We start from the raw sequence: 25,870 nt of genomic DNA on the forward strand, positions 1-25,870 counted from the left end.
CCCTTTGATCTCCAAAGCAGGTTGGTTTTACACCTTAATCCCCTCTATTTTTTGTCCAAAAAATGGGGGTAACCTTAAAGAGAGGGATAGATTTGGTAAAATAGGGTTGGCAGAAGGAGGGGATCAGGGAGAGAGGATTTGGTCAAATCTCCCTCTGATTCCCATGCTGATGGGTTACCCCCCAATAAGATCGCTCGAAAATGTGTCCAAAATAATGGGTGCACTTCAGCTTCTATGAAGATTTCCACTATCTGATTGTGGCTGAGATACTGAAGCCTCCTTATCTGATCATCTGTATACACCATGAAGTAGATCGGTATAGCCCTCTTACGGAAAGGTATTAAGGTTACCCCCATTTTTTGGACAAAAAATGGATGGAATTAAGATGTAAACCCAACCTGCTTTGGAGATCAAAGGGAGCGGCAAACCAACTCCTCTTTGATCCCCCATCTCATCTGCCTCTATCTTATCACAAACTGCCATCATTTGCAATCTCATCTTTCAGATCTCCCCTCCATATAGACCTGATCTCCACAGCCTCTCTCCCAAACTCTCCCTCTGCCGCACATGCTTATCCGGATTCCTTCCTCCTGGAGCCTGCCCGTGAAAGCTGAGCTTGTGAACTGACTCCCTTGATCCGTGTTGAATATCCTGGGCTTCCCCTTCATGAGCCCTTTCTCCAGAGCTTCAAGGCAAAAATACACATCCCTTTCGTATCAGCAGAAATATATTTGACGACGGCTTGGATTTGTGTTATGATTTCCCGTGTCGGTGATATTCATGAGAGGTAATGGGTATCGCGACCCTGAGGTGGTAAAAGCCTATTTGAAGCTTCTCACCCAAAAGGGCTTTAAGTTCGAGCTCCGCATAGAGCTTTCACTTATCCCGCGCTGGCTGGATTATCCGTATGATAAGCTAACGGGCATAACATGTCAACCGCGGATAACAATCAGTTTAGTCCTCCAACCTTTCGTAAAACTCCCTCGGCCTTAGCTCCTTGAAACCGCCGCACCGCGCCAGGTGTCTTCTTATATCCAGACAGAGATGGCATTTGGAGATGTAACCCTCCTCCAGCTCCTTGTAGCCGAACTCCGCTCCGAGCCTATAGAGTTCCTCCAGATCGGTCAACAGGCACCTCAAAACCGGAAACTCATTCAGATCTATCCCATCACAGATCGAATCGAGATCTCCCGCGTCGCCCAGGGATATCCCGCCGCAATAGCCCGGTATGTAATTCCTGTAGTTATCGACGTGCACGTGCCAATCCCTGATGAGCTCCCGCCGACATGATCGCCCGAAGAAATGCTCGGCGGGATATCTCCTGAAAAGATGGGCCAGTTTGTAGACGACCCTTCCCATCGGGAGGAGCTCAACATGGGATAGGCTGATGAGGCCGAACTGACGCAGATATCCGTCGAAGGAGAGCGTGCCTTTAAGCCCAGCCCTTCTGAACTGATCGTAGAAGAACCTCTGATACACCATCACGTTCCGGCCGAAGACCTCCTCGCTTACCCTGATGGCCCTCTCCATCCGCTCAAAGGGGACGTATTCGACCACGAACGGATTGACGCTTATGAGGATCCCGTTCAGCCCCGCCTCTCTGAGCCTTATCAGCTTCTCCCTTGTCGTCCCGTCATCCCTGCACCAAAAACAATTCGTCTCGACAAAGGTTGAGGGTATCCCAAGCTCATGTGCCATCTCGGTGAGGCTCAGGAGCAGATCGAAGTTGAGGAAGGGCTCGCCGCCTGTAAAATGTAGGCCGTAATTGAGGCCCACGCTGGCTGAATGGTATTTGTCGCGAAGTTTGGCGGCGAACTGAGAGAGCACCCTCTCGGCATCCTCCTCCGAAAGCCAATCCCCCTTCCACCTGGGTGAGCAGGCATACATACAGTGTTTACAGCGGCTGTTACACCTGTATGTTAGGAATATCCCCCCTGAGGAAGGGGCAGGTATTTTCAGCTTCCCTCCTTTCCTCATAGCATATTCACGCCCTCCGCCGTTTTCCCAACGACTCATTGGAGCTATTGGGCTCAGACGAGCCGGTGCGATGGTCTCGAGATCCCAACGGGCTAACCGTGACGATGCCCGATCGGAAGCCGTGCGATCACGCCTTCGTCCTGAAGATAACGACTAGGTAGGCAGGTAAAGGGACAGGGGACCAAAGGCCCCTGTCCCCTATATTCACTGAGAACGTAGGACATATCTGCAGCCCGGGTTCGTATCAAAATCGATGAGATAACCCTCTCTCGGATTCGGCAGCTCCAGCTTCGACGCGTCCCTGATCTCAGGGGATTTAGCGAGATGTTGTCTGAAGAACGGATTCGGATTCGGCCCTTCAGCAGGTCTGGCTTCGGCACCCTCCACCCTGACGGGGATGGATGTCCTCACCCGACAGAGGCCGCCCAGCGTCGATCGGATCTCAGCTTCCCTCAACTTCCCGTTCCTCCACTCAATATCCACCTCGAAGCCGCCTCGTGCGCGCAGCCCCTTGACGTGTCCTTCAGGCCATGCCTTCGGCAGGGCCGGCAGGAGATGGATCTCGCCCGCATGGCTTTGAAGGAGCATTTCGGCCACCGCAGCGCATCCTCCGAAATTGCCGTCTATCTGGAAGGGCGGATGGTTGTCGAAGAGGTTCGGAAGGGTTGATCTTCGCAGAAGGGCGATCAGGTTTTCGTATGCCCTCTCGCCGTCCTCAAGCCGTGCGAAGAAATTAATTATCCATGCCCTGCTCCAGCCGGTATGACCTCCTCCATGGGCTAGGCGATATTCGAGCGATTTCCTGGCAGCGCCCGCCAGCTCCGGCGTCCCACGCAGGGTGATCTTCCTGCCCGGATGAAGGCCGAAGAGGTGTGACATATGCCGATGTCCGGGCTCAGGCTCATCGAACTCCTCCGGCCATTCCATCAGTCGACCGTCGCTTCCTATCCTCAGCGGCGCTAATCGCGAAAGCATATCCTCCAGTTTCCGACGGAACTCCTCATCAATTCCGAGAACCTCGCTCGCATCTATGCAATTGCTTAGAAGATCGTGGATGATCTGCAGATCCATCGTAGGCCCCATACTCAGGCTGGCGATATCGCCGTTGGGGGCGCGGAACCGGTTCTCGGGCGACGTGGAGGGACCGGAGACCAGATATCCGGTCTGTGGGTGTTCCACGAGATAATCGAGGAAGAACTCGGCGGCCTCCCTCATGATGGGATATGCCCGTTTCTCCAGAAACTCCTTATCCCCCGTAAAGAGGTAATGTTCCCACAGATGCCCACAACACCACGCTGCGCCCATGGGCCACATGCCGTAAACCGTCCTGCCGATGGGACTGGTGAAGTGCCATGCATCTGTGGTGTGATGGGCGACGAACCCACGACAGTTGTAGGTCTTCCGGGCCGTGATCCTACCTCTGGGACGCAGTGCGTCTATCAGGTCGAAGAACGGCTCGTGACACTCGCTCAGGTTGCATACCTCGGCGGGCCAGTAGTTCATCTGAATGTTTATGTTAATGTGATAGTCAGCGTTCCACGGCGGACTGAACCCGTCCGCCCATATCCCCTGCAGATTGGCGGGCATACAGCCCGGACGGGAGCTGCTGATAAGGAGATATCTGCCGAGCTGGAAGTAAAGAATTACAAGCTGCGGATCCTCCTTTCCCTCCTGGAGGGCCTTTAACCTTTCGTCAGTGGGCAGATCATCCCGATCGGCTCCTGCAAGGTTCAGCTCAACCCGGCTGAAGAGACGCTGATGTTCGGCTATATGAGCCTCACGTAGCTTCTCATATCCCCTCTCCGATGCCGCCGAAAGCCACCCTTCGCACAGCTCATGTGGATCATCCCCCCGATAATCCGTTGCCGCGGCCAGGAGTATGGTGGCGGAGTCGGCCCTTTCAAGACGTAATCCCTCATCTGTGGTTTTCAAATCACCTCCCTCATGCATGAGCCTGAGCTGTGCCTCGAACCTCACCCCATCTCCTCCGTTGACGTGCCCCCTCATGAGGATACGATCCGGCTCAATCACAAGCACCTCAGCGTCCCTCTCACGCGAAAGCAGGGTCTCGAAGGTGAGAGCTCCCTGTCCATCTGATTCAAAACGCACGACCATCACCTGATCGACGGCGCTCGAAAAGACCTCTCTCCTGAAAAGGGTTTCGCCGAGTCGGTAGCTCACACGAGCGATCGCCTCATCCAGGTTTAACTCGCGAACGTAGTCGATCACTTCCTCCTTGCCCTCCTCGAAGAGGAGGATCAGATCTCCCAACATCTGGTAGGTGTGAACTCCGGCCTCTAACCGTAGTCCCATCATCCTCTCCTGGACGAGCCTTTCCGCCTCGGCGTATCTCCCCTCAAATAGAAGCCTTCGGGCTTCAGGTAGGTATCTGGCCGCGTCGGGTTTATCCCTGTCGATCGGCTTTCCGCTCCAGATGGTATCCTCGTTGAGCTGTATCCGCTCGCGCTTTACCCCGCCGAAGACCATGCCTCCCAGGCGCCCGTTACCTATGGGCAGAGCTTCAACCCACTCCGACGCCGGTCGGCGATACCAGATTCTCATCTCAAAGCCTCCTCAGCCCGAGCTCAGCGGCAATTTCACCTTTTCACCCTTCTGCGAGGAGATGTAGGCGGCCTCCGCTATCTCGATGCCGGCCCTGCCGACCCTGCCCGATGTCGTGGGCTTTTCCTCGCCCATGATGCATTTGAGCCAGTGTTCGATGCTAGCGCCCTTGGAGGCGTATGACCAGTATCTGCGCTGACGAGCCTCGGATGGGATGGTTCTGTAAGTATCATCGTCCGGCACGTCGGGCCTGAAGCTTTCCGGCTCCTTCATATCGTGCGTCTTCCATCGTATCTCCCCGCCCGATATGGTGGCAGATCCCTTCGAGCAGACAACCCCTTCGCCGCCATGACCGACCTCCGCGGCCCAGCTCTTTATCAGCATTCCGGTTCCACCCTTTTTGAACTTCGCCACGAGGACGGCGTTGTTCTCGACGGCTTTTTCGGGTTCGGGATAGGTTCCGCCTAAAGGCACGTGGCTCGTGGTGGCGAAGACCTCCTCGACATCCCCGTAGAGCCACAGCCACGCATCCAGATTATGAATTGCCTGTTCGACCAGCATTCCGCCCGATTGCTCTCGGATGAAGAGCCAGGGATGTCTGGGCGGGAACCATCCCACCTGGCAACAGTATGCCATGTGCAGATCGCCTAAGGTCCCGTCCTCCAGCAGCTCCTTGAGCTTCTGATAGACGGGGTTAAACCTGATCATATAGGCGACCTGTAACATGACGCCCGCCTTCTCAGCCGCCTCGATCATCCGATCTGCCTCGGCGACGGTGCGGCACATCGGCTTTTCGACCAATATGTGTTTGCCCGCCTCGGCGGCGGCCACCGTTATCTCCATGTGAGGGGCGGGATGGGTGCAGACGTCCACTGCATCCACATCATCCCTCCTCAACAGATCCCTGTAATCGGCATATGCATCGGCGTTGAATTTTGAAGCCACCTCTCTGGCCGAGCTCTCGTTCACGTCGGCGACGGCGACTATCTCGGCCAGATCGGTCATCTCGTAGTATGGTGCGTGAAGCGAGCGGAATATCCCTCCGCTCCCTATAACGCCAACCCTTATCCTTTTCATCTTCGACCTCCTCATTCCTACAGCGTCGAAAGCATAAGCGTAGTTTATAACCGGATAGAAGGCATGTCAACCCTCCCTTAAAGCCAGTGGTATGATCAAAGCAGGTAGAGCGTGATCGATATGTCGGTTTTTTTCTGACTTCCGCCGAGGGAGCGGATGAACCTATGGTCGATGTAGCTGAATGTAGCCAGCATCCCCATCTGCGAGCCGAAGGCCCTGCCTCGCAGGATCAGCTCCAGGAAGATCACCTTTCTGTTGAAATCCGAATCCGGGATAAGCCTGTTTCTGTAGGTCAGATACTCCAATCCCGCGCTCAACTGAAGCTGATCCATGAGCCTGTGGCTGAGGGTGAGTATATAGGCGTTTCTCGTGTCATCGAGGGCGTTGGCCCTGTCGTAGGGCATCCTGAAACCTAAGCTTCTGTCGCTGCGAAACATGGGCGATAGAACCAGATCCGGTCTGATCTTCCAATCATATCGAACCCTGTTAATCAGTATGGTGTCCACCGCTCTCTGCCGGGTGTGAAACAGCGCGTCATATTGATATTTAAACTTCGTCTCCACCATCAGATTTTCGACCTGGTCATATCTCGCTGTGAAGGTGAGGATATTGCTCAGATAGTTCTGGAGCGAGAGGTCATCTTTCCTGTTGACCGTGTCGTCCGGGATCAGGTCGTGCGCCCGACGTATGGTATATCTGAGGTTAAGCCTCCCGAAGCCTGGAATTCTCCCCGGCGAGTAGGAGAGTATCCCATACCATCCCCTGGCGCTTCGTTTCTGAGGTATGAGATGCTTCTCGTAATATCCGGGGGTCAGCGATAATCCCTTGATGAAGGGCAGACTGAAGATCAGGAAGGTGTGATGCCCATATGATCCCTCCTCGTAATCCATCCTATAATCCGGTTTATCGTCATCCTCCTCCCTGTCGGGCACCCCGTTATTGTTAAGATCCATGTATTCCCTTTCCAGTCCGGTTCTGAACCTGGGTGGATCGGCTCCGAAGAGGAGGAAATCGTCCTGCCAGTCAGGGATTCTATCGCCATCCCTGTCATAGGGGGATGAGACGGGGATATCAGGCTCTATGGCGTCGGGGTACATATCCTCGTTGTCATCGTCATCGACGAAATCGCCGGCGTTATAGAAGGTATCCATATGCGTGTATTCGCTGCGCCAGAATACAGGACCGAACCTCCTGTTGACGTCGATGAACCACGCCCCTGCCTTCCTCTGAGTCCTTTTACCTCTGACCGTGGGGTATTGAAACGTCCTTATGTACCACGCACGTTCGGCCTCTATGGATGCCCCTAGAAAGGTCATCTGCATGTCGAACCCCATCGTCGTCTCGTCCGTCATCTCCCCATAGTGGAAGGTTCTGACTCCCCTGTTCGATTCGTCCCTGGGATTGCCGGGGGCAGTCAACATCAGTCGCCAGCTCTTCCTATCGGTTGATAGCTCCACCACATAATCGTTTGCTATATCCAGCTCGAACCTGATGTCCTCGAGGGTTTGGGGGTTTGGGATCGAGAAGCGGTAGATGAAGTAGCCGTTTCTATCGACCCATCGGGAGAGACCGTCGGAGAAGGAGCTCTTCAACCCTACCAGTACGCCGGGAGGCTCTCTGCCGCCTGCGAAATCATAGGCGGCGGAGCCGTTCAGATAGACCTTGATCCTATAAAGCTTCGCCCCACCTGGGTTTTCAGGCGATCCATCCCTGAAGCGGAGGTATATGACATCGAGCGGGCTGGTGACCGTCACGCCGCGAAACGGGTTCGTCGCCTGGGAGAGCTGGTAGTTGGTCAGGAATTCCGTCGCATAGTTGATGCCTATCTTGGGCAGGGGGATCGAAAGCTGGGGCAATCCCTTCACAGATAACACCCAGTTTCCGAGGTTCGACTCCGCCCGAACCCCCGCGAGGAACCAATCAAGTTCGCTCGTTATATCCCTGTTCTCGATCCTCCTGCCCTGAGGCGTTATCGAGGTGTTGGTGAGCTTCGACAACACCCCGACGATCCTACCCTGGGCTCTCGGAACTATGATGTCCCACCTCCCCGCATCGAAAAGGGTCTTATCCAGCGTGAAGGCTGAGAATCTGGTATGGAAGGTGCCGACCGTCAGCAGATGCCTCACGTTCCTGCCGGATATATCGAAGGTGAAGAAGTTCTGTTTACCGGTTCTGTTGTGAAACTCCTTATCCCTCCTGACGACAGCTCCGCCCTGGAGCATCGAATAGCTGGCGCCGATCGAATAGAGCATCTTCCCTTTGGCCCGCACGAAGACCTCGTTGCCCAAGGGGTCCGTGACCGTCCCACACCAGACGGTGTGAGCCATCGAAAGCGCAAAGCAGGCTATCATCAGAAGCTTAAAAATCGTATACAACCGATGCACAGTGGCTCTCCATTCCTCCTTGAAGGTTTATCATCGGATAGATCAAAGCGTAGTTCACCATCGTGGAATCGTTCAGCCGATATCCGATTCCCCCCGTCAGATTGATCCCCATGGCTAAGTTCTCCAGCCGCAGTCCCGCTCTGATGGAAACGCGATCGGTGAGCTTTCTCTCAAATCCGGTCCGGATATCGATTTCATTTCCCCTGAAGACCAGATCCATTCCCCATCTTCCGCCCTCAGATCTCACCGACACGCCGAGCCTCGCGATCAGCGGCAGCTTTTCGGGAGACGGCGAGGATGAGGAGGCGACGTTCGGTCTGTTCAGATTCAAGAGGGAAAGCGATAGTGAGGTATTTGAAGAGGGGTTGAACCTGATCCCCACGCTCAAAGATGGGATGATAGGCCCGTTTATGTCCTCAATGATCCTGCCGTCCGGATCTGTGGTCGGCGGCACGTCCCATTCCATGGCGGATAGCGACCCGCCGAGGGCAAATCGCCCGAAGATTCGCACGGCCGCTGCCGTCAGCACGTTTTCCCAATACAGCCCGGCGGCATTGAGATACCCCCACGTGATCCCGATCCCGCCTTCGGATCCGATGTTCGCGTATCCCGTCAGAGTTCGGGCTATCATCCTCCCCTTCAAGCGCGGGTAAAGATCGATCCCCGAGAGGGCGAGCTGTTGGGAGCGTATGGAGGTGAGAAGGGTTGGATCGAGCATGATGCCACCCACGCTTCTCTCGACCGATGCAGCGCCACCCATGCCGGCACTCTCTGCCCCCACGAAATCGAGGTTGAAGGCCGCCTGGCAGAGGGCAGGGACGAGGAGGATCAGGACGAGCAGGAGGCGGACGAATCGGGTCATGATCACCCCCTACTCGTCCGACAGCTTATACCCGATGCCCCAGACCGTCTGGATCAGGTCTGGATTCCCCCCGGCCTCCTCGATCTGCTCCCTCAGGCGGCTGATGTGCACGTCAACAGTCCTCGGCCCCACCAGATAGTCCCGTCCCCACACCCTGTCTATCAGTTGATTTCGGGTGTAAACCCTGCCCTTGTTGAGAGCGAGGAAATGGAGGAGATCGAACTCCTTGGGCTTCAGATCTAGCTTCCTGCCGCCCACGGTCACCTCTCGCCTTTCAGGATCTATCTTAAGGTCTCCTATGATGATCTTTTCATGGACCGGCCTGACCTGATACTCCTCCCTATATACGCGCCTCAGGATCGCCTTGATCCTGGCCAGAAGCTCACGCGGATTGAAGGGCTTGACCACATAATCATCAGCTCCGATCTCAAGTCCTATGATCCTATCCACATCCTCCGACTTGGCGGTAAGCATGATGATGGGGACGGCCATATACTGCCTTATCCGCCTACACACCTCAAATCCATCCACGAAAGGCAGCATGATATCAAGCACGATCAGATGGGGCTCCTCGGCCTGAGCCTTGATTATGGCCTCCCTCCCATCATAGGCAGGTGTTACCTCATATCCCTCATCCTCGAGATAATCGGTCAGAAACTCCACTATGTCCTTGTCGTCATCCACCAGTAGAATTCTGTATTTCATCTGGCCACCACGATAAGCCCATTATATTTCCTATCGCCTATCTTTATCTGATAGAGATACGGTCCTATGGGAACCGGTCTCCCCGATCCATCCGTCCCATCCCATTGAACGGATATCGAACCTGAAAGCATGGTTTCCCTGTCCACCAGGGTCCTGACGAGCTTCCCCGAAAGGTCGAATATCTGGACGAGCAGCTGCCCATACTCCCCGTTCCCTCTTCGAGGGAAGCGTATCGTCATCCTCGTCACATCTGCCACTCCATCGCCGTTGGGAGAAAACGGGTTAAGAGTCCATTTAGGCTCCATCCCACCCTTGTTCTCGGTCTGAAAGAGCGCTATCCTGGAGAGGAAATTCGTCTCCGCTATCAGCTTCCTCCCTGTCTCATCCAGCTCTCCGCCTATGATCATCCATCTGCCCAGAACCTCGTCCCATGAGAAAAGGGCGAGCTTTTCGACGTCCCTCCCGTCGATCAGCGATCGGTCAAGCGTCACCTCTATGAGGACCGGCCTGTCGAAGGAGATCATGCCGGCTCGGATATAGTGGACGATGGGCGTTCCCGTCTCATCGAGGAACTGTATCTCCCTTATCCTCACGTCATCCGGCTGTTTGCTCTCGAGAATTTTGATTCTGACATATCGCGCCCGAACGATTCGGGGCAGAGGAACGGGGGTATCCCCGTCGTTGAAGGAGTCATAATCGAGGATCTCGGTGAAATTTCGACCGTCGGATGAGATGAAGATCTGTGCGCGCTGCGGACCATAGGGTTTTCCATCCTCTATGAGGGGATGTATGACAAGGCTTCCGACCCTGTAGTTTCCTCTCAGATCCACCGTTATCTCCACGGGCATCGGCGTTATACCCGTCATCCAGCTCGATCTGGGATCCATATCCCCGTCGACGGCCAGCGATGGAGGCTGGGTTTCGAGATATGCTGAGGCTTTGGCCAGAAAAGGCACCCTGTACAGGGCTTTAAAATCGTAAGCCAGGATCGGCGACGATGGCAGATCTTCGGGGGAAAGCCTGATGATCTCCACCCTCTCGACGTCCCTCACCCCCCCGGGCGGGATAACCACGCTCAGCCGATCGCCATCGCTCAGTCTGATGGGTTCCTTCATCTCCGATGGCTGAGGAAGGCGCTCCACGCGCAGGACATCCACCGTTACGAAATCCTCGATCTCTGACGGCGGAGTATTGGGAGGAGGATTTACCAGGCGGGCGGAGACCGTCAGCCTGCTCTCGCCGGGCATGAGCGGCACGTCGACGGCAAACCGAGCCGGATGGAGCGAAAGAACCAGTGAGAACCCGGCTGATCGGATTAACCCGTATCTGGTGTTCCCGTCAGCATCAATCGCCGAGATCTCCTTCACCTCCACCCCTTCGCGCTGCCAGCTTTCAACCATATCTATGGCTACAAACCTGAAGGAGATCGGTGGATCGAACTGGATGGTCGAGGCCATGTCCTCGGACGATACTCCGGACGGGACGTTGCGCGGAACCGGGGCGGAGAAATGCTCGCCATCGTTCGAGAATCGGAGCATAACTTTCCTGGGCCCAAACAGAAGCCCATCCCGAAAGAGTGAGGTGATCCGCAACTGCGAGATGTTCCTTTTCGAGAGGAAATCGACGACTAACTCGGCGATCGGCAGATCGGAGTGAGGCGGGCTTCTCATCCCGGCGGAGTTAGCCACGGATATCATACCATCGCCCTCGATCGACGAGGTGATATATCCCTCGACCCTGACCGATTCGTTATTGGTGAGGAAATCCCCTATGGGCTCCTCCAAAGCCAGCTCGACCAAGCTGAAAGCCGATGGAATGAGAGTTAGGGCGAAGATAGGAAGGATCAAAGGGAAAAAAGGTCTCATCGGATCGCCATCCCCGGTGAACAGGTTTGATTTTAGTTTATCACAACGCCATCCGGATTTCAACTCGACCGATCCACGATGAGACCTCTATTTACCGTATGTGACGGACCGGATGATCCGGGAGGAGGTCTAAAAGTTTCCGGATCTCATCCTCCGAGTTATAGAAATGGGGTGAGACGCGGACGTATCCGGATCTATGTGCCGTCACGACTCCGTTTTCAAAAAGCATCTTCACCAGTTCTCCCGATGAGAACCTGTCGCTGCAGAACGTCAGTATTCCTGACCGTTCCCCCTTCCCCATCGGGCTTATGAGCCTATATCCCTTCTCCCTCAATCCCTGAGCGAGCATATCGGTTAGGCTCAGGATCCTCCTTTCGATGTTGGGTATCCCGATCTCGGTGAGCATCCTCACGGCCGCGTGAAGGGCGTGGATTCCGAGCATGTTATACGATCCCTCCTCGAACCGGCGGGCGTCGGGCTTCTGTGTGAGGTCGTAGTTGAGGTAATTCGACTCATCTATCACGCTCATCCATCCCACGTTCACGTTCTCGATATCGTCCAACCTTTCTCTCGAGCAATAGAAACAGGCTATTCCTTCAGGTCCCAAAAGCCATTTATGTGCGTCGGAGGAGAGGATATCCACGTTACACCCCTTCACATCTATCCCAAGGGCGCCCATCCCCTGTATAGCATCGACCACGAAGATGATATCCCTGTCCCGGCATAGCTCTCCTATCCTCTTGAGGTCGTTTCGGTATCCGGTTACGAATTCGACGAAGCTTATGGATATAACCCGCGTGCGATCATCCACAAGCCTCTCTATCTCCTCGAACGGTATTCTGCCATCCCTTTGGCGTGCGAATCGGGTCTCGACTCCACGACGGGCGAGGTTAAGCCAGGGGTAGACGTTGGCGGGGAATTCGGCCTCAGTTATTATGACGTTGTCGCCGGACTTCCATCGTATGCCGTTAGCGGCTATCAGTATGCCGTGGGTTGTGTTCTTGACGAAGGCGATCTCATCCGGACGGGCGTTTATCATGGAGGCCAAAAGCCTCCTCGTATCCTCCGCCGTCTCAAGCCACCTCCTATAGTTCACCGAGCCGTTTTGCAGGGCGTCATCCATGAAGGCCTTTAACTCCCTGTAGACCGGCAACGGCATGGGGGAGACCCCGGCGTGGTTGAAGTAGGCGAAACGCCTCGTCACGGGAAACCAGTCTCTAAATCGACTCCAATCTATATGCCGATCCATTTATATCCTCGCTTGTTATTAAGTCATTTATTGTCATTTGTCGTCATTTATCGTCATTTAACGGTTGAGCAAGAGATCATCCTTGAAACTGCATCTGACAGAGCCTTTTATAGAAACCGCCCTTAGCGATAAGCTCATCATGCCGTCCCGTTTCGATTATCCTTCCGTCCTTGATGACGACTATCCTGTCGGCGTTCATGACGGTCGAGAGCCTATGGGCGATGATGAGGGTGGTTCTCCCCTTCATCAGCTCCTCGAGCGAACGTTGGACCAACCTCTCCGATTCCGTATCGAGCGACGAGGTGGCCTCATCAAGCAACAATATCTTCGGATCCTTCAGGATGGCGCGGGCGATCGAGATCCGTTGTTGTTGGCCGCCTGAGAGCCTCATCCCCCTATCGCCCACGACGGTTCTATACCCTTTGGGCAGTTTGAGGATGAAATCATGTGCGTTCGCCCTTTTAGCCGCCTCAAGCACCTCTTCTTCGTCCGCCTCCGGCCTGCCGAATATGATGTTATCGTAGATTGTGCCGTTGAAAAGTATCATCTCCTGGGGAACCATACCTATGAGCCTTCTGAGCGAGGAGAGCTTTATCTTTCTGACCGGTATGCCGTCTATCAGGACCTCACCGGAGGTGGGCTCGTAAAACCTGGGTATCAGGTTCACAAGGGTGGTTTTCCCCGCTCCGCTGGGGCCCACAAGGGCGACCCTTTCACCGGGGGCAACCTTGAGGTTAATCCCCCTTAAAACCGGTTCCTCTCCGTATCTGAACGACACATCTCTGAACTCTATCTCGCCTCTGATCTCATCTTTCAGCTCAACCGCATCGGGATCGTCATGTGGTTCCCCGCTCATGTCAAGCACATACATGATCCGCTCGAAGGAGGCCATCGCCTGTTGAAGGGCAGCGTTGAAATTCCCCAGATCCCTGACCGGTTTGAAGACCATACCCATCATCGCCATGTATCCGAAGAACCATCCCGTGGAGAGCTTTCCCGTCAGAACCCTATAACATCCGAATCCGAAGACCAGTGCTATTCCAAATGCCGTCAGGAACTCAACCAGAGCCGGCAGGAGCGCCCTCATCCTCATCCTCTTCATCATCAACCTGTATTTCTGTCTGTTCACCTCTCTGAACCTATCTATCTCGGCCTCCTCGGCGGTAAAGCTCTTTATGATCTTGATGCCGAAGATCGTCTGCTGCAGTTGGCTGGCTATGTCGGACATTCTCATCTGAACATGCCTGCTGGTCGCCTTTATCCTCTCGCCGAACCGCCTGATCATGTATCCGAGAAGCGGCAGGACGGCTATCGCCAGCAGGGTCAGCAGCCAATCCTTCAGAAACATCATCGTGACGAATATGACGAGCGTCACCGATGAGCGCAGGACGGTGGAGATGGACGCGATGGCGCCCTGCACCACGTTGACGTCATCTATGACCCGCGATATCAGATCTCCGGCCTTTTCGCCGGCGAACCTGCTGAGGGGAGCCATCGTGATCTTAAAATACATGTCGTTTCGGAGCTCGGTTATCACCTTATAGGCGACGCGGGAGGTGAGATAGGTATGGGCGTATGAGAAGAGTCCCTTAGCGGTCACCGCTACCAACATCAGTCCCAGCACGATCCCTATCGCCCACATCGCATCCCCCACACTTCCAACCTGAAAGGTCAAACCGTTAAAATGCTCCTTGAAGCTGAAAAAGGAGAACTGGACCTGCTTGCCCTGGCTAGAGGTAAGCGCTTTGAGGTTATCGACCGTATCGGCGAGGATGTGGACGTAAACCATGTCGCACAGCGCTATGAGGCTGGCGCATATGGTGGCGGCGATGATCGCCCCTATGTGAGGCTTTATATACCTTGAAAACCTCCTCAACATCCCCTATCCCCCCTGAACCTGCTGAATTGGAGGATCGCCGCCCTTTCAGAGCCGTTTCGACATCTGATCGTCAGCCTACGAGAGGCGAAATCCACCCTCTCGATGATACCGAGCGATATAACCCGCCCATCTCGATCGAGCAGTCCGACGAGAAGTCCCTCAAACCATTCCGGCTGTCTCAGCTCAAGCCGTCTCAGATTCATCGCACGACAAACCCTCTCCGCCTTTTCCCTCACCACGCGGTCGGGGGTTACTGCGAACAGGTGGTTTCCAGAGACTTCAGCGTAGAGGACGATGTCGTCGATCAGCTGGGAAAGCGATCTCATCTCCCGATCCGAAAGCGGCCTGCCGTTTAGGAAAAGGGATCTCTGTGACCTGAGCTCGGTGAAATTGAAATCGATCGGAACGCACTTCGAGAAGTATCCCTCGAACATCGCCCTGCGGTGTGAGATCCTGTGATCGCGGGATTTTCTCATCACCTGATCGGCTCTTCTCAACCTGTGTATCCGCCACCTTCGAACGGATTCGATCTCCCCGGCGAGCGGCTCGAGCTCACCTCTCACCTGTATGAGGACGATATCGGTCGGGGAGATCGATAGGATCTTAGACCGTTTAAGGGCGAGGCCGATATCCCCGTCGATCAGACCTGTTGTGTCGATAGCCACGAACTCCGCGCCCGATGATAAAGCCTCTTCAACCAGAAGCTTCGTGCCGACGACACAGTCGAGAAGATGTCCGGGAGGCGATATGGAGCCGACGAAATACAGCCTATCCGGCTCTTCGTTTAAATCCCCCTCGTTCGATATGAGCTTCATCCCTATACATGTCGGGGGGCCGATCCACGACTGCCCCACATCTGCATCTACTGCGGCCGATTTTATCCCCGCTTTCGTCGCTTCACCGATCAGATACCGGCACAGGGTCGTCTTGCCGGTATCAACCCCGCCTATGAGAATCGCGATTCTCCCTTTTCCCACGACTTTATCGGCCAGACTGATCCAGGAATCGGGGATCTCCATGGATTTCACCCTTTAAGAACCAGTATGATGCCTCCGTGATCCTCACCTTCAAGGTGGAGCCGATCATATCCTCGTTTCCCCTGAAGAAGACGATCTTGTTCGTCCTCGTCCTGCCCATGAGCTCTCCCTTCGCCTTCGGATTGACGTCCTCGACCAGCACCTCAACCACGTCGCCGAGAAGATCGCTGTTTTTCTCCAGGGCGATCCTTTTGGTCAGATCAATCAATCTCTCAAGTCTCCTGCGCTTGAGGTGTTCCGGTATTTTCCCCTCCATCGAGGCCGCCTTTGTCCCCGGCCGATCGGAATATCTGTAGCAGAAGGCGTAATCGAATCGGATTTCCTCCACAAGCGATAGGGTCTCCTCGAAATCCTCCTCGCCCTCACCGGGGAAACCGACGATGAAATCGCTCGTTATAGCGGCGTGCGGTATCTCCTTCCTGAGCTTGCGGACGATATCGAGATACCTCTCCCTCGTATACCTTCGGTTCATCCGCCTGAGAATCGAGTTCGACCCCGACTGGGCCGGGAGATGAAGATGTTCACATACCTTTTCCAACTCCGCCATCGCCTCGATCAGATCGTCGGGCACATCTTTGGGATGCGACGTGATGAACCTTATCCTCTCTATTCCCCCGATTTCGTTCGCCATCCTCAAAAGCTCAGAAAATGATACGTCCTTCCAGCGATATGAGTTGACATTTTGACCGAGAAGCGTGATCTCCTTATATCCCTCGCGGGCTAATTCCTCGATCTCACCCAATATCTCATCGACCGGCCTGTGTCTCTCCCTGCCTCGGACGTATGGAACGATACAGTAGCTGCAGAAATTATCGCAGCCGGTGGAGATGTTCACCCACGCTTTAATCCCGTTCCCCCTCAATTGAGGTGTGAACTGGAATTGGGTGGGTTCGGATAGATCCACCACCGCCCGTCCGGCCGAGAGCCTTTCGTCGATCAGATCGGGCAGTTTTACGAAACTTCTCGTGCCGAAGACCAGATCGACATGTGGGAACCTTCTGATTATCTCCTCGCCGTAGCTTTGGGCCATACATCCACCGACGGCTATAAGCAGATCGGGTTTACGTCGTTTGAGATCCTTCAATCTTCCCAGCTTGCCCCAGACCTTCCTTTCGGCCGAATCTCTAACGGCGCACGTATTGAGGATGATGAGGTCGGCTTCGGTCTCATCCGAGACCCTCTCATATCCCCTCTCCGTGAGGAGCCAGGCGATTCGTTCGGAATCGCTCTCGTTCATCTGACAACCATATGTCCGAATGAAGAATTTCATGTTCATATCAACCGTATGTGCGGTCGAATACGAATGCGATTTTCCGTGATGAATTCCATACCCTTTTGGCTTCCTCCCTAAGGCGTTCGACGGATTCATATCCCACGGTAACGGAGCCGATCCGTATATCCGGCTTGGTTGCCCCGTGGAAGTCCGAGCCGCCGGTGATGATCAGCCCCTTCTTCTCGGCGATCTCAAGATATCTCCGGGTTTGCCTCTCATCGTGCATCGGATGAAAGGCCTCCAGACCGCGCAGGCCATGCTCGACGAGCTCATCTATTATATGGTCGCTCCCTGTCAGTCCCGGATGGGCCAGCACCGGCACCCCGCCGCTCGCGAGTATCAGCTCCACGGCCTGGATCGGCGTGAGTTTGGGTTTAGGGATATAAGCCGGCCCACCGTCGCCGATGTAATATTGAAAGGCGTATTGGGTCGTGGGGACGATCCCCTTCCTGACCATGGCAGCCGCTATATGAGGCCTGCCTATCGAATCCCCCTTCGATTCCTTCAGCACATCCTCCATGCTGATCCTCACGCCGAGCCTGTTAAGCTTCCGGACCATCCTCTCGGCCCTTGTCGAGCGGAGGTTTTGCAGCTCATCCAGAACCCCCTGAATGACGTGATATCTCGATATGAGGTATCCGAGTATGTGGACATCCGCTCCGTTCAGGTCTGAGCTCAGCTCCACCCCGTCGATCACCTCAAATCCCATCTCCTTCGCCAGCTTAACCCCTTCGATAGCTCCTGAAAGCGTATCGTGATCGGTGATGGCTATGGCTGTCAATCCAGCTTTTTTCGCCAGCTCGATCACCTCCGCCGGCGTGCAGGTGCCATCCGAGGCGGTCGTGTGAACGTGAAGGTCCACCCGGTTCCGGATCATGGACGATTACCTCAGCCTTTCCAGGACGTATCTCCTGAAGGTCTCGCCCAGTTCGGGATCGGAGAGCGAGAAATCGAAGAAGGCCTCATAATAGCTTCTGAAGTTTCCTATATCATATCTCCTCTCACCATCGGCCAGTCTGACGCCCAGGATCGGATATCCGCTTTGTAACATGAGCCTTATAGAGTCGGTGATCTGTATCTCACCGCCCTTTCCCGGCGGAGTTCGATCGATGAAATCGAAGATCTGGGGCGAGAAGATATATCTGGCGGCCACGGCCAAATTGCTCGGCGCTTCATCGATGGAGGGTTTCTCGATCAGATCCTCGATCCAGAATATATCCTCGAGTCCTTCCCTCGGTTTGGCGATGCCGTATTTCGACACATCCCTTCGATCCACCTCCTCAAAGGCGATCGTCGCCTTGGCATTCATCCTATCGTGGGCGTCCATCATCCTCTTGATCAGAGATCCGGACTCCTCGGATTTGATTATGGAGTCTCCCAGGCAGACGACGAAATCCTCATCCCCTACGAAGCTTCTGGCGAGACCTATAGCATCGGCGAGCCCTTTGGGCACGCTTTGTCTGGTGTAGAGGATCTGCACGCCCATCTCGATATGGTTTATCGGCTCAAGCGGTTTACCCGATCGGCTGAGCCATTCCACAAGGTTGGCGTCATAATCGAAATGATCCTCTATGGCGCGTTTCTGCTGGCTTGTTATGATGAGGATATCCCTTATCCCAGCGGCGTATATCTCCTCGACCACATATTGTATGGTCGGTTTTCTCCCAACCGGGAGCATCTCCTTCGGCTGAGATTTCGTTGCCGGAAGCAATCTCGTGCCCACACCGGCAGCCGGTATGACGGCTTTACTTACCATGTCGACCTCCTCCTCAACCGTTTGATCTCAGAAATTCGAAAAGCGACTTGGATAATCTGAATACCTTCGAAGCGTCGCCTTTTGCCTTTCTTGCCTCTTCTTCGCTATATGTCCTCTCCATGTAAAAGGCAGGACTTCGTTCCCTCGCCAGATAGGATGAGATCTCCTCTATCTCATCCAGGTCGGACAATCGGATGAAGGTTATCCCTTTTCGCACGCATGTTTCCTTGAAAACATCTCCCACATCATGCCTTTTCGGATATTCGATCCCCATAGCTTTTAAGACGGCTTTCAGGGAAAGCTCCACGACCTCCTGGGCTCTCCGGATAACCAAATTCCAGGATCTTCTATCAAGAGCGTCCAGCATCTCCCGATAACACTCCTCAGCTTCGGCAAGCAGTCTTTCTCCGATTTCAAAGTTCGTCAAAGCTCTATCACCTCTCCCGGTTTCCAGTCAGGTTTTAGATCCCAATACCAGCTTCCATCCTTAAGATTTATCCTTCTCGCTCCCAGCTCTTCAAGCCTTCTCTTTAAGACGTCAAGCCTTCTTCTTAAAATCCCTTTATCATATATAATTATTCCATGATCCAATATATCTAAGAGGATAAGTGGTTGGTTCCAAAGCCTTCTTTCCGTTATGAAGATCGGATACGGGTCGGGACATAACCCAAGCTCCTTAAGCCTTTTATACTCCTTGCTTTTCCTCAGCTTCAGGACGAGCGTAACGAAACTTCTCATCGGGTTAAAATCAGCCTCTTTATGAACTATCAGGAGATCTATGTCACTATCAGGCATGGCCTCACCCCTCGCTACTGAGCCGAAGAGGACCAACGAGAGTATGAAATCATCCCCGAACGATCTTATCATCTCCTTTAATAACAGATCAAGATATCCCCTATAAGTTTCATATCCGATCCCCATATCCGATCACCGTCTTCAGTATCAGTTTAAGGTCCATCCTCAGATTTCGGTTCTCGATGTAATTCATATCGGTCTTGATCTTCTCCGGCATAAGCACCCTCACGTAATACTCCTCCGGATCTGGTTGTCCCTTCAACTTCTCCTCCTCGTTCCTGTTGATTATCTGGGAGATCCCCGTTATCCCGGGCCTGACGCTCAAAACACGCCTCTGTTGGGGAGTGTAGAGGGCGACGTATCGCGGATCTTCGGGGCGAGGGCCGACGAAGCTCATATCGCCTTTCAGAACGTTGAAAAGCTGCGGCAGTTCGTCCAGTTTGAGCCTCCGGAGCATCCTTCCGAAGAGCGTCACCCGGGGATCGCCGTATGAGGTGATTCCCCCTCCGAGCTTCGGAGCGTCCCGAACCATCGATCGGAACTTATACATCGTGAACTCCCTGCCCCCGAGTCCGACCCTTCGGGCTTTATAAAGAGCGGGGCCGGGGGAATTGATCTTGACCAAAAGGGCACAGATCAACATCAACGGCCAAAGCGCAAGCAATGCGAGGGAGGCCATCAGGAGGTCCATCATTCGCTTCGCCATCTCCCTACGACCTCCTCATACACCCCCACAAGCCTCTGACCGACCACGCGCCAGGAATACCTCTCCTCGACCACCCTTCTGCCGTTTCGCCCTATCCTATCTCGCAGATCAGGGCTTTTCAGGAGCCTGATCACCTCAGAGGCGATATCCTCAGGAGTATCGGCGACGATCAGATCCCTGCCCGGCATGGCCTCTATGCCCTCAAAGCCGAGGGAGGTCGTTACGACCGGCACCCCCATCGCCATCGCCTCCAGATTCTTCGTTTGAATACCCGAGCCTGAACGAAGAGGGCAGACGAAGACGGAAGCCATCTCAAAATACGGTCTCACATCCTCGACATGACCTGTGACGACCGTGTCGCCATGGGATTCAAGCGATTTCACTTTAGGAGGTGGATTGTTGCCCACAACATAAAATTTTACGTCCGATATCTCCCGTTTGACAAGCGGCAAAACCTCCCTGTGAAAAAACAGCACGGCATCGTCGTTGGGAAAGTATCCCATTGTGCCGGTGAAAAGCAGGACCGGCCCTCTCGATCTATCGACCGGTCTGAAGAAATCGACATCGATCGCCGTTGGGATGACCTTGAGCTTCAGATCGGGGTTTTCATGTGAGAGATAGGATCTATCTATCTCTGAGGCGACGATGACGGCATCGAACCTGCTCGCTATATCCACCTCAAACCTCTTAACCCTCCTCTGTTCCAGGGCGATCAGAGGCAGAAGGGGCGACCTGTCGATCCTCATCCGTCTCTGGAGGTTCATGGCCAGCGAATCGGTTAGATCAAGCACCTTCGGCAGCCGATATCCGTCCACATACTGCCCCATCCTGAACAGTTGGGCGTGGACGAGATCATACCGTTCGGATGAGATCAGGGATTCGACAATGGAGGCCAGCTTTCCGGAAAACCAGTAGCCGTTTTGAAGCGGAGTACGCGTTGGCAGGCGCGAGGCCGCCCCTAAGAGGGCTTTCGGGCGTGAGAACCGAACCATTAGAACCTTCCGACAGTACTCCTTCAGCGGGGCGATGTAATCCAAGTCCTCCTCCCGTTCGGCGAAACAGACCAGATCCACCTCATATCCACGCTCGGCCAGATACCTTATGAAGTTGAACGCCCTGATCTTATCGCCCCGCTGAGGCGGATATGGGGATCTGAGGGTGAGGAACAGCGTCTTCAACTCCCCTGTTTTTCACCCTTTTCGGGCAACTCCGCCTCCTCTATAAGCATTATCGGTATTCCATCCCTGATGGGATATCTACGGCCACAGGAGAGACAGATCAGCTTTTGGTTCTCCTCGTCATATCTGATATCCCCCTTACAAGCGGGGCAGGCGAGTATCTCGAGAAGTTTCTCATCCAGCATCTTCCTTCCCTCCTTGTCGAATTGTGTGACACCTAGTTGAAAAGCGTTAAAATTTCACCTTCACCCGTCCCACCTCTCCTCTCCTAAGGGTGATCTCCCTTTCGATATCAGGATGGTTCGGGTTGGCGAATCTCAGCTTGTGTCTTCCAGATGTGATCCTCTTGAGCCAAAGGGGCGTATACCCTACCTTTTTGCCGTCTAGGAAGACCTCCGCCCACGGATCGGCGTCGATTATCAGCTCGCCGTAGCCCTTCTGAATCAGGTCGAAGTTCACCTCGGCGGAGCTTCCGGATTTGACTAAAACCTCCTTCTCTCTCTCAGGCTCGCCGGGTAATGTGACGCCTATCCTGTATCTTCCGGGGGGAAGCTCAAGCGTCGCAGGGGTGAGCTTGCCCGTGTCTTTACCGTCAAGCATGATCTTCGCCCCACGCGGGGATGAGACCACCTGAACATGACCGAAACGCACGAGCTTCTGGTTTATCCTCTTCATCTCCCCGGCCCTGAGCCGGATCTTCATCCTGATCGGAACGAACCCATCCTTGGTCAGCTCCAGATCATACTCCCCCTTCCTCTGTCCGCTGACCTTCCTCGGAGTGACCCCGACATATCTGCCGTTCAGGAAAACGGCAGCTCCCGGCGGGTCGGTCTCTATCCGGAGAACCCCCAACCCCTTCGCTCGCATGACGATCAGCCTGTAGGTTTCGAGCGTCGTCCTACCGGAAAGCAGGTCCTCGAGCGCTCTCAGACAGGTCATCTCGATATCCGTCAGTTTGGATCGATCTTTCCCGAGCAGGGCTAGCGCCTCGCTGTATTCGTCATCGGTCATCTTTCCTGATTTGTGCATCCTCTCCAGCCTTCGCATCCTGACGTTCGGGTCCCGCGCAAGCCAGATCTCGCCGGCCAGATTCGACTCCCGACGCGGTGTCTGCTTTCTGCCGTGCCGCCATGCCCATTCCCTTACGGCATTGAAGACATAGTTGCTCACCTCGGTGGCGGAGATCACCCCGTCGAGGTCGACATCCGCCTCCCCTTTCAACCCTTCGACGAGGTAATACGTAAAGACACCGTGTCCCCTCTGGGGATCTTCAAATGACTGCTCGTCTATGCCGCAGGATGCGAGCGTGATTCGCCCCTCTGCTTTGGTGAAGAGCGGATCGAGAACCTGTCCGAGCTCGCCCACCGCCTTTGATCCCACTCGGGCGCCGCTGTGACAGGTATCTAGAATCGCTATGATCTTCCTCGCCTTGATCACCTTCCTGTCGCTTAAAAGCTCGTTCACGCGCCTCATCGAGACGGCGGTGTCCTCAAGCAGGTCGAGCGTCGAATCGATAGCTACCAGATAGTTCCTACCCCTCTCATCGGCGACGCCGTGTCCTGAAAAATAAAACAGCACCGTATCCTCCGGTTTCGTCCGGCTCAGCCAATTTTTCAGGGCCCTGAGGATGTTACGACGGGTCGGCTTGAGAGAGGGGTCCTCGGCATCGTCCGTGAGCAGACGGACGCATTCCGGATCGAATCCGCCCCTGCTCGGATCGGTCAGAATCTCATAAAGCAGTTTGGCGTCGTCCACCGAGTAGCTCAGGTCGGCGATGTTCGGGTCCTCGTAGTCCTCTATCCCGATGATCAGCGCCCATCGCCTGCCCAGATCTGAGGAGGAGGTGATCTCCTCGCGGATCACGACGACGACCTTCCGATTTTCGTGACCTCTGGCATCCTTTGCTAATATGTGTATCTCTGATCTCCTATCTTGAGATAGGGAGATCTCCCCTTCAAAGCGAACTGACCTCTTTCGGGCGACCTGGGTTAGAATCAGGTCCCTGGAGGTGGTTTTCGATATCCGAGCGGGGATTCCGTTAATCGTGACCTCGACCACGTCCGAGTCGCTGGAGGCAACGCCCACGATTTTGATGGTCTTCGCCGTCGTTCGATACTCCAATATGCCCTTGACTCCCCTTGAGCTTATGGGTTGGATAAGCTCGATGACGGGGAGTCGCTCGGCAAAGGAATGCCATGAGATCAAGAGGAAAAGCGAGACGATAAAAGCCGTTACGATTTTCCTCATGAAACCCCTCCCACACGACATAAATTTTATTGTATTTCGAGCTCCCCGTCAATCATCTCATTCAGGCGGAGGTGGGAAACTTCCGGGCCAGGTCGGCTTGACGGGCGCTGGTTTACCCTCCGGCATGAGGAGATAATAGATGACTCCACCGGCACCCGCTATCAGCGCCGATGCGCCGAGCCCTACCCATTTCCATAACCCCTTAGATCCCTTGGCTATCACCCTGATTGAACCTCTGACGGGTCTGGATTCGTTTCCCCAGTCGTCCTTCGCGACGATGGAGTATTTCAATAACCCCGGCGCCGTTAACCTCGGCAACACGTAGGTGAATTTCCCCTTCGAAGGGGTCATCTGGACGGTCCGGCTTCCCTCGCCTGGCATCTGAAAGGAGAGGGTGACTGAGGTGATCCTCCCCTCATCGGTCACCTCCGCCTCGATCCTCACATTATCTCCCACCCTCGCCGATTTCGGCGCCTCATGTCGAACCAGGGGCGGATTCAGGTCGGCCCTTCTCCTCGCCTCCTCGAAGACCGACATCACCTTGGGCGAGACGTTAACCGGTCGATAATCCCTCCGTATCCGCAACAGAGACGAAAAACAGTCGATGGCCTTTTCATTCTCACCGCGCGTTATGTACGCCTTTGCGAGATGAGAGTAACATAGCACCTTTTCCTCCTGAGAGCTCAGCCCCAACTTGAGGGCAGTTTGGAGCTCGGAGATGGCCTCATTCACGAACAGTTCATCCAGGAGCTGAGTTCCTTTTTGTAGATGCTGACTTGCCTCTTTATCCCCATAGGCGAAAGCCGCCAGCATCATAAGGAGCGCCAATATAAGCCAACCTCTTCTCATCGCACCGTTCCTCCTAGATCTACTCTTGTCTCTTCCATGTGGCCCAAGTTTCAACCTCGGTTTTAGCTTCCTCCACAGTTTCCGGTCCTCATATCATTTCACCACCGATAACCTCCTCCAAAATCTGTGCTTTCCCGTCCTCAGCTCCACCAGATACATCCCGCTTGCAACCCGTTCGCCCGATTCGTTCCGCCCGTCCCAGTGGACCGCTCTCCCTTTGCTCAGGTAAACCCCCGCGTCGATCCTCCCCAACGCCAACCTCCTAACCAGCCTGCCGCTGATGTCGTATATCCGAACTTCAACCTCCGCCGACTCGCTCAACGTAAAGGGTATCCAGACCTCGGGATTCGCCGGGTTCGGATAGAGGGGCATCAGATCGCTTATCCTTGGGATTATCCCCGATATCTCCATTCCCAGCCGGTTTTCGCTAACGCGAACCCTCATCCTTCCCTTCCTCTCCCCATCCATTCTCACCTTATACCTTCCACCCCTTTTCATCTCGACCCGTATTCCCCTATCGAGGTCCTCCAGATAGACATGATACCTCGGAGGGATGTTCCACAAGCTCCACTCCAACGCTACCTCACGTTTCTCCCTTTCACCGGGCGTCAGGAGGAGCTCCCAGACCATCTCATTACCTTCAGGGCGGATATCGACGGAGTATCTATCGTCGCCGTGGAGGAAGCTGATGTCCAGCCTTCTTGCAGGGGGAGGTGGTTCCTCGATGTCGTATGGGTCGTCTCCAATTTCGGCATCATCCGCCACTCCCAGCAGGTTTCCCCTATCCTCGCTATGACCATCCCTCGCCACGAGCTCGATGTGCCACTTCAACGGATGCAGCTTGGCGGGAGCCCCTTTGGGAACCTCCTGCAAGGGGAGGATGATGAGCTGCACGTTGTCCTGGAGCGCCTTAACCCAGTATCCGAGCCACGGGATAAGCACGTCGTCGGGGGCGGAGTGGAACTCATATGATCCATCCGGCTCGTCGTTGGGCGTGGTATCCCGCCAATACCAGAATCCGACCCTGACGAGCTCCCCAGCCTCGGCGATGGGAAGGGGTTCGCCGTCGGATTTAGCCACCCTTACGTTCCCCCAATAGACCGGAAACGGGAAGGGGTTCCCTATCTGATTCCATCCCTTCTGCAGGGGGATGGGGAAGGGCCTTGCGGGATTCGCCGTCCTCCCTCGGACGACGGGCATCGGCCTGCTTTCCTTGATATTCACCCAGTATCCCCATCCGCATTGGAACTTCGGATTTCTCTCGTAATCGTATCCGTTCCACCTACCGATGACCCAGTTTTCCTCCTTATTTCCCCAGGTTGAGGAGAGGACATCCATCGGAGAGGTAACGCCGACAAGGGGGATCGAGATCATGTGAAACGTCCTGTTCGTCATCTCACCCTTCATCTTGAAATCCCCGATGGCCGGGACGCCTATGGGATTTCTAATGCCGTTTTTTGGGAAGATCG

The 25,870-nt window shown here is 54.6% G+C and carries 24 protein-coding genes; 2 read left to right on the forward strand and 22 right to left on the reverse strand.

Going from position 1 to position 25,870, the window contains the following annotated elements; all coding sequences use genetic code 11:
- Positions 1-238 (forward strand): hypothetical protein (locus J7M22_19245; GenBank protein ID MCD6508742.1); only part of this gene is annotated, 238 nt, incomplete at its 5' end.
- 256 nt (positions 239-494) lie between these two features.
- Here the strand turns inward: J7M22_19245 and J7M22_19250 are convergent.
- Positions 495-668, reverse strand: coding sequence for a hypothetical protein (locus tag J7M22_19250; GenBank protein ID MCD6508743.1), 174 nt, complete (start codon positions 666-668; stop codon positions 495-497).
- 286 nt (positions 669-954) lie between these two features.
- Entirely contained in the window at positions 955-1,977 is a 1,023-nt protein-coding gene (locus J7M22_19255; GenBank protein ID MCD6508744.1) for a radical SAM protein, read from the reverse strand.
- 5 nt (positions 1,978-1,982) lie between these two features.
- Between J7M22_19255 and J7M22_19260 the strand changes: the two genes are divergently transcribed.
- A complete protein-coding gene (locus J7M22_19260) occupies positions 1,983-2,138 on the forward strand; it encodes a hypothetical protein (protein ID MCD6508745.1) in 156 nt (51 codons plus the stop codon).
- Positions 2,139-2,181: 43 nt separating this feature from the next.
- Here the strand turns inward: J7M22_19260 and J7M22_19265 are convergent, their stop codons facing one another.
- From J7M22_19265 to J7M22_19360, 20 genes are all read right to left on the reverse strand, one after another.
- Positions 2,182-4,539, reverse strand: coding sequence for a glycoside hydrolase family 95 protein (locus J7M22_19265; protein ID MCD6508746.1), 2,358 nt, complete (start codon positions 4,537-4,539; stop codon positions 2,182-2,184).
- A gap of 12 nt (positions 4,540-4,551) precedes the next feature.
- Positions 4,552-5,616, reverse strand: a complete 1,065-nt coding sequence (locus tag J7M22_19270) for a Gfo/Idh/MocA family oxidoreductase (protein ID MCD6508747.1) — start codon at positions 5,614-5,616, stop codon at positions 4,552-4,554.
- Positions 5,617-5,711: 95 nt separating this feature from the next.
- Positions 5,712-8,000, reverse strand: a complete 2,289-nt coding sequence (locus J7M22_19275; protein MCD6508748.1) for a hypothetical protein — start codon at positions 7,998-8,000, stop codon at positions 5,712-5,714.
- Positions 7,975-8,862, reverse strand: coding sequence for a hypothetical protein (locus tag J7M22_19280; protein MCD6508749.1), 888 nt, complete (start codon positions 8,860-8,862; stop codon positions 7,975-7,977). Before J7M22_19280 ends, J7M22_19275 begins: the two co-directional genes overlap by 26 nt.
- A gap of 9 nt (positions 8,863-8,871) precedes the next feature.
- Positions 8,872-9,567: a response regulator transcription factor gene (locus tag J7M22_19285; protein ID MCD6508750.1), complete on the reverse strand. Its 696-nt coding sequence runs from the start codon at positions 9,565-9,567 to the stop codon at positions 8,872-8,874.
- Positions 9,564-11,432 carry a discoidin domain-containing protein gene (locus tag J7M22_19290; protein ID MCD6508751.1) on the reverse strand — a complete coding sequence of 623 codons (1,869 nt, stop codon included), beginning with the start codon at positions 11,430-11,432 and terminating at the stop codon, positions 9,564-9,566. The genes J7M22_19285 and J7M22_19290 overlap by 4 nt, the downstream gene beginning before the upstream one ends.
- A gap of 91 nt (positions 11,433-11,523) precedes the next feature.
- A complete protein-coding gene (locus J7M22_19295; GenBank protein ID MCD6508752.1) occupies positions 11,524-12,681 on the reverse strand; it encodes an aminotransferase class V-fold PLP-dependent enzyme in 1,158 nt (385 codons plus the stop codon).
- Positions 12,682-12,757: 76 nt separating this feature from the next.
- Complete coding sequence (locus J7M22_19300; GenBank protein ID MCD6508753.1) at positions 12,758-14,560, reverse strand: ABC transporter ATP-binding protein; 1,803 nt, start codon at positions 14,558-14,560, stop codon at positions 12,758-12,760.
- The gene (locus J7M22_19305) at positions 14,554-15,579 is read right to left on the reverse strand and encodes a hypothetical protein (GenBank protein MCD6508754.1); all 1,026 of its coding nucleotides are present in this window, start codon (positions 15,577-15,579) and stop codon (positions 14,554-14,556) included. Before J7M22_19305 ends, J7M22_19300 begins: the two co-directional genes overlap by 7 nt.
- Positions 15,542-16,873, reverse strand: coding sequence for a tRNA (N6-isopentenyl adenosine(37)-C2)-methylthiotransferase MiaB (gene miaB, locus J7M22_19310; GenBank protein ID MCD6508755.1), 1,332 nt, complete (start codon positions 16,871-16,873; stop codon positions 15,542-15,544). Before miaB ends, J7M22_19305 begins: the two co-directional genes overlap by 38 nt.
- A 1-nt stretch (position 16,874) precedes the next feature.
- A complete protein-coding gene (locus J7M22_19315; GenBank protein MCD6508756.1) occupies positions 16,875-17,747 on the reverse strand; it encodes a PHP domain-containing protein in 873 nt (290 codons plus the stop codon).
- Between the two features lie 6 nt (positions 17,748-17,753).
- Positions 17,754-18,626 carry a UTP--glucose-1-phosphate uridylyltransferase gene (locus J7M22_19320; protein ID MCD6508757.1) on the reverse strand — a complete coding sequence of 291 codons (873 nt, stop codon included), beginning with the start codon at positions 18,624-18,626 and terminating at the stop codon, positions 17,754-17,756.
- Between the two features lie 13 nt (positions 18,627-18,639).
- Positions 18,640-19,053 (reverse strand): HEPN domain-containing protein, encoded by a 414-nt coding sequence (locus J7M22_19325; GenBank protein ID MCD6508758.1) that lies wholly within the window; start codon positions 19,051-19,053, stop codon positions 18,640-18,642.
- Entirely contained in the window at positions 19,050-19,547 is a 498-nt protein-coding gene (locus J7M22_19330; GenBank protein MCD6508759.1) for a nucleotidyltransferase domain-containing protein, read from the reverse strand. Before J7M22_19330 ends, J7M22_19325 begins: the two co-directional genes overlap by 4 nt.
- Positions 19,531-20,127 carry a sugar transferase gene (locus tag J7M22_19335; GenBank protein MCD6508760.1) on the reverse strand — a complete coding sequence of 199 codons (597 nt, stop codon included), beginning with the start codon at positions 20,125-20,127 and terminating at the stop codon, positions 19,531-19,533. Before J7M22_19335 ends, J7M22_19330 begins: the two co-directional genes overlap by 17 nt.
- Entirely contained in the window at positions 20,112-21,305 is a 1,194-nt protein-coding gene (locus J7M22_19340) for a glycosyltransferase (GenBank protein ID MCD6508761.1), read from the reverse strand. Before J7M22_19340 ends, J7M22_19335 begins: the two co-directional genes overlap by 16 nt.
- Positions 21,302-21,490, reverse strand: a complete 189-nt coding sequence (locus J7M22_19345) for a Trm112 family protein (GenBank protein ID MCD6508762.1) — start codon at positions 21,488-21,490, stop codon at positions 21,302-21,304. The genes J7M22_19340 and J7M22_19345 overlap by 4 nt, the downstream gene beginning before the upstream one ends.
- A 46-nt stretch (positions 21,491-21,536) precedes the next feature.
- A complete protein-coding gene (locus J7M22_19350; GenBank protein MCD6508763.1) occupies positions 21,537-23,552 on the reverse strand; it encodes a PEGA domain-containing protein in 2,016 nt (671 codons plus the stop codon).
- Positions 23,553-23,609: 57 nt separating this feature from the next.
- Entirely contained in the window at positions 23,610-24,401 is a 792-nt protein-coding gene (locus J7M22_19355) for a hypothetical protein (protein ID MCD6508764.1), read from the reverse strand.
- 93 nt (positions 24,402-24,494) lie between these two features.
- Positions 24,495-25,870, reverse strand: a 1,376-nt coding sequence (locus J7M22_19360) for a T9SS type A sorting domain-containing protein (protein ID MCD6508765.1), incomplete at its 5' end; no start/stop codon positions are given.

Source organism: Candidatus Poribacteria bacterium (assembly GCA_021162805.1).
Classification (GTDB): domain Bacteria; phylum Poribacteria; class WGA-4E; order B28-G17; family B28-G17; genus JAGGXZ01.

Coding starts and splice junctions, on each gene's coding strand:
- J7M22_19330 (MCD6508759.1), bottom strand. CDS start 19,547: ATGGGGATCGGATATGAAACTTATAGGGGATATCTTGATCTGTTATTA.
- J7M22_19255 (MCD6508744.1), bottom strand. CDS start 1,977: ATGAGGAAAGGAGGGAAGCTGAAAATACCTGCCCCTTCCTCAGGGGGG.
- J7M22_19295 (MCD6508752.1), bottom strand. CDS start 12,681: ATGGATCGGCATATAGATTGGAGTCGATTTAGAGACTGGTTTCCCGTG.
- J7M22_19265 (MCD6508746.1), bottom strand. CDS start 4,539: ATGAGAATCTGGTATCGCCGACCGGCGTCGGAGTGGGTTGAAGCTCTG.
- J7M22_19285 (MCD6508750.1), bottom strand. CDS start 9,567: ATGAAATACAGAATTCTACTGGTGGATGACGACAAGGACATAGTGGAG.
- J7M22_19335 (MCD6508760.1), bottom strand. CDS start 20,127: ATGGCGAAGCGAATGATGGACCTCCTGATGGCCTCCCTCGCATTGCTT.
- J7M22_19270 (MCD6508747.1), bottom strand. CDS start 5,616: ATGAAAAGGATAAGGGTTGGCGTTATAGGGAGCGGAGGGATATTCCGC.
- J7M22_19315 (MCD6508756.1), bottom strand. CDS start 17,747: ATGATCCGGAACCGGGTGGACCTTCACGTTCACACGACCGCCTCGGAT.
- J7M22_19250 (MCD6508743.1), bottom strand. CDS start 668: ATGAAGGGGAAGCCCAGGATATTCAACACGGATCAAGGGAGTCAGTTC.
- J7M22_19290 (MCD6508751.1), bottom strand. CDS start 11,432: ATGAGACCTTTTTTCCCTTTGATCCTTCCTATCTTCGCCCTAACTCTC.
- miaB (MCD6508755.1), bottom strand. CDS start 16,873: ATGAACATGAAATTCTTCATTCGGACATATGGTTGTCAGATGAACGAG.
- J7M22_19355 (MCD6508764.1), bottom strand. CDS start 24,401: ATGAGAAGAGGTTGGCTTATATTGGCGCTCCTTATGATGCTGGCGGCT.
- J7M22_19280 (MCD6508749.1), bottom strand. CDS start 8,862: ATGACCCGATTCGTCCGCCTCCTGCTCGTCCTGATCCTCCTCGTCCCT.
- J7M22_19300 (MCD6508753.1), bottom strand. CDS start 14,560: ATGTTGAGGAGGTTTTCAAGGTATATAAAGCCTCACATAGGGGCGATC.
- J7M22_19345 (MCD6508762.1), bottom strand. CDS start 21,490: ATGCTGGATGAGAAACTTCTCGAGATACTCGCCTGCCCCGCTTGTAAG.
- J7M22_19305 (MCD6508754.1), bottom strand. CDS start 15,579: ATGGAGATCCCCGATTCCTGGATCAGTCTGGCCGATAAAGTCGTGGGA.
- J7M22_19320 (MCD6508757.1), bottom strand. CDS start 18,626: ATGGTAAGTAAAGCCGTCATACCGGCTGCCGGTGTGGGCACGAGATTG.
- J7M22_19350 (MCD6508763.1), bottom strand. CDS start 23,552: ATGAGGAAAATCGTAACGGCTTTTATCGTCTCGCTTTTCCTCTTGATC.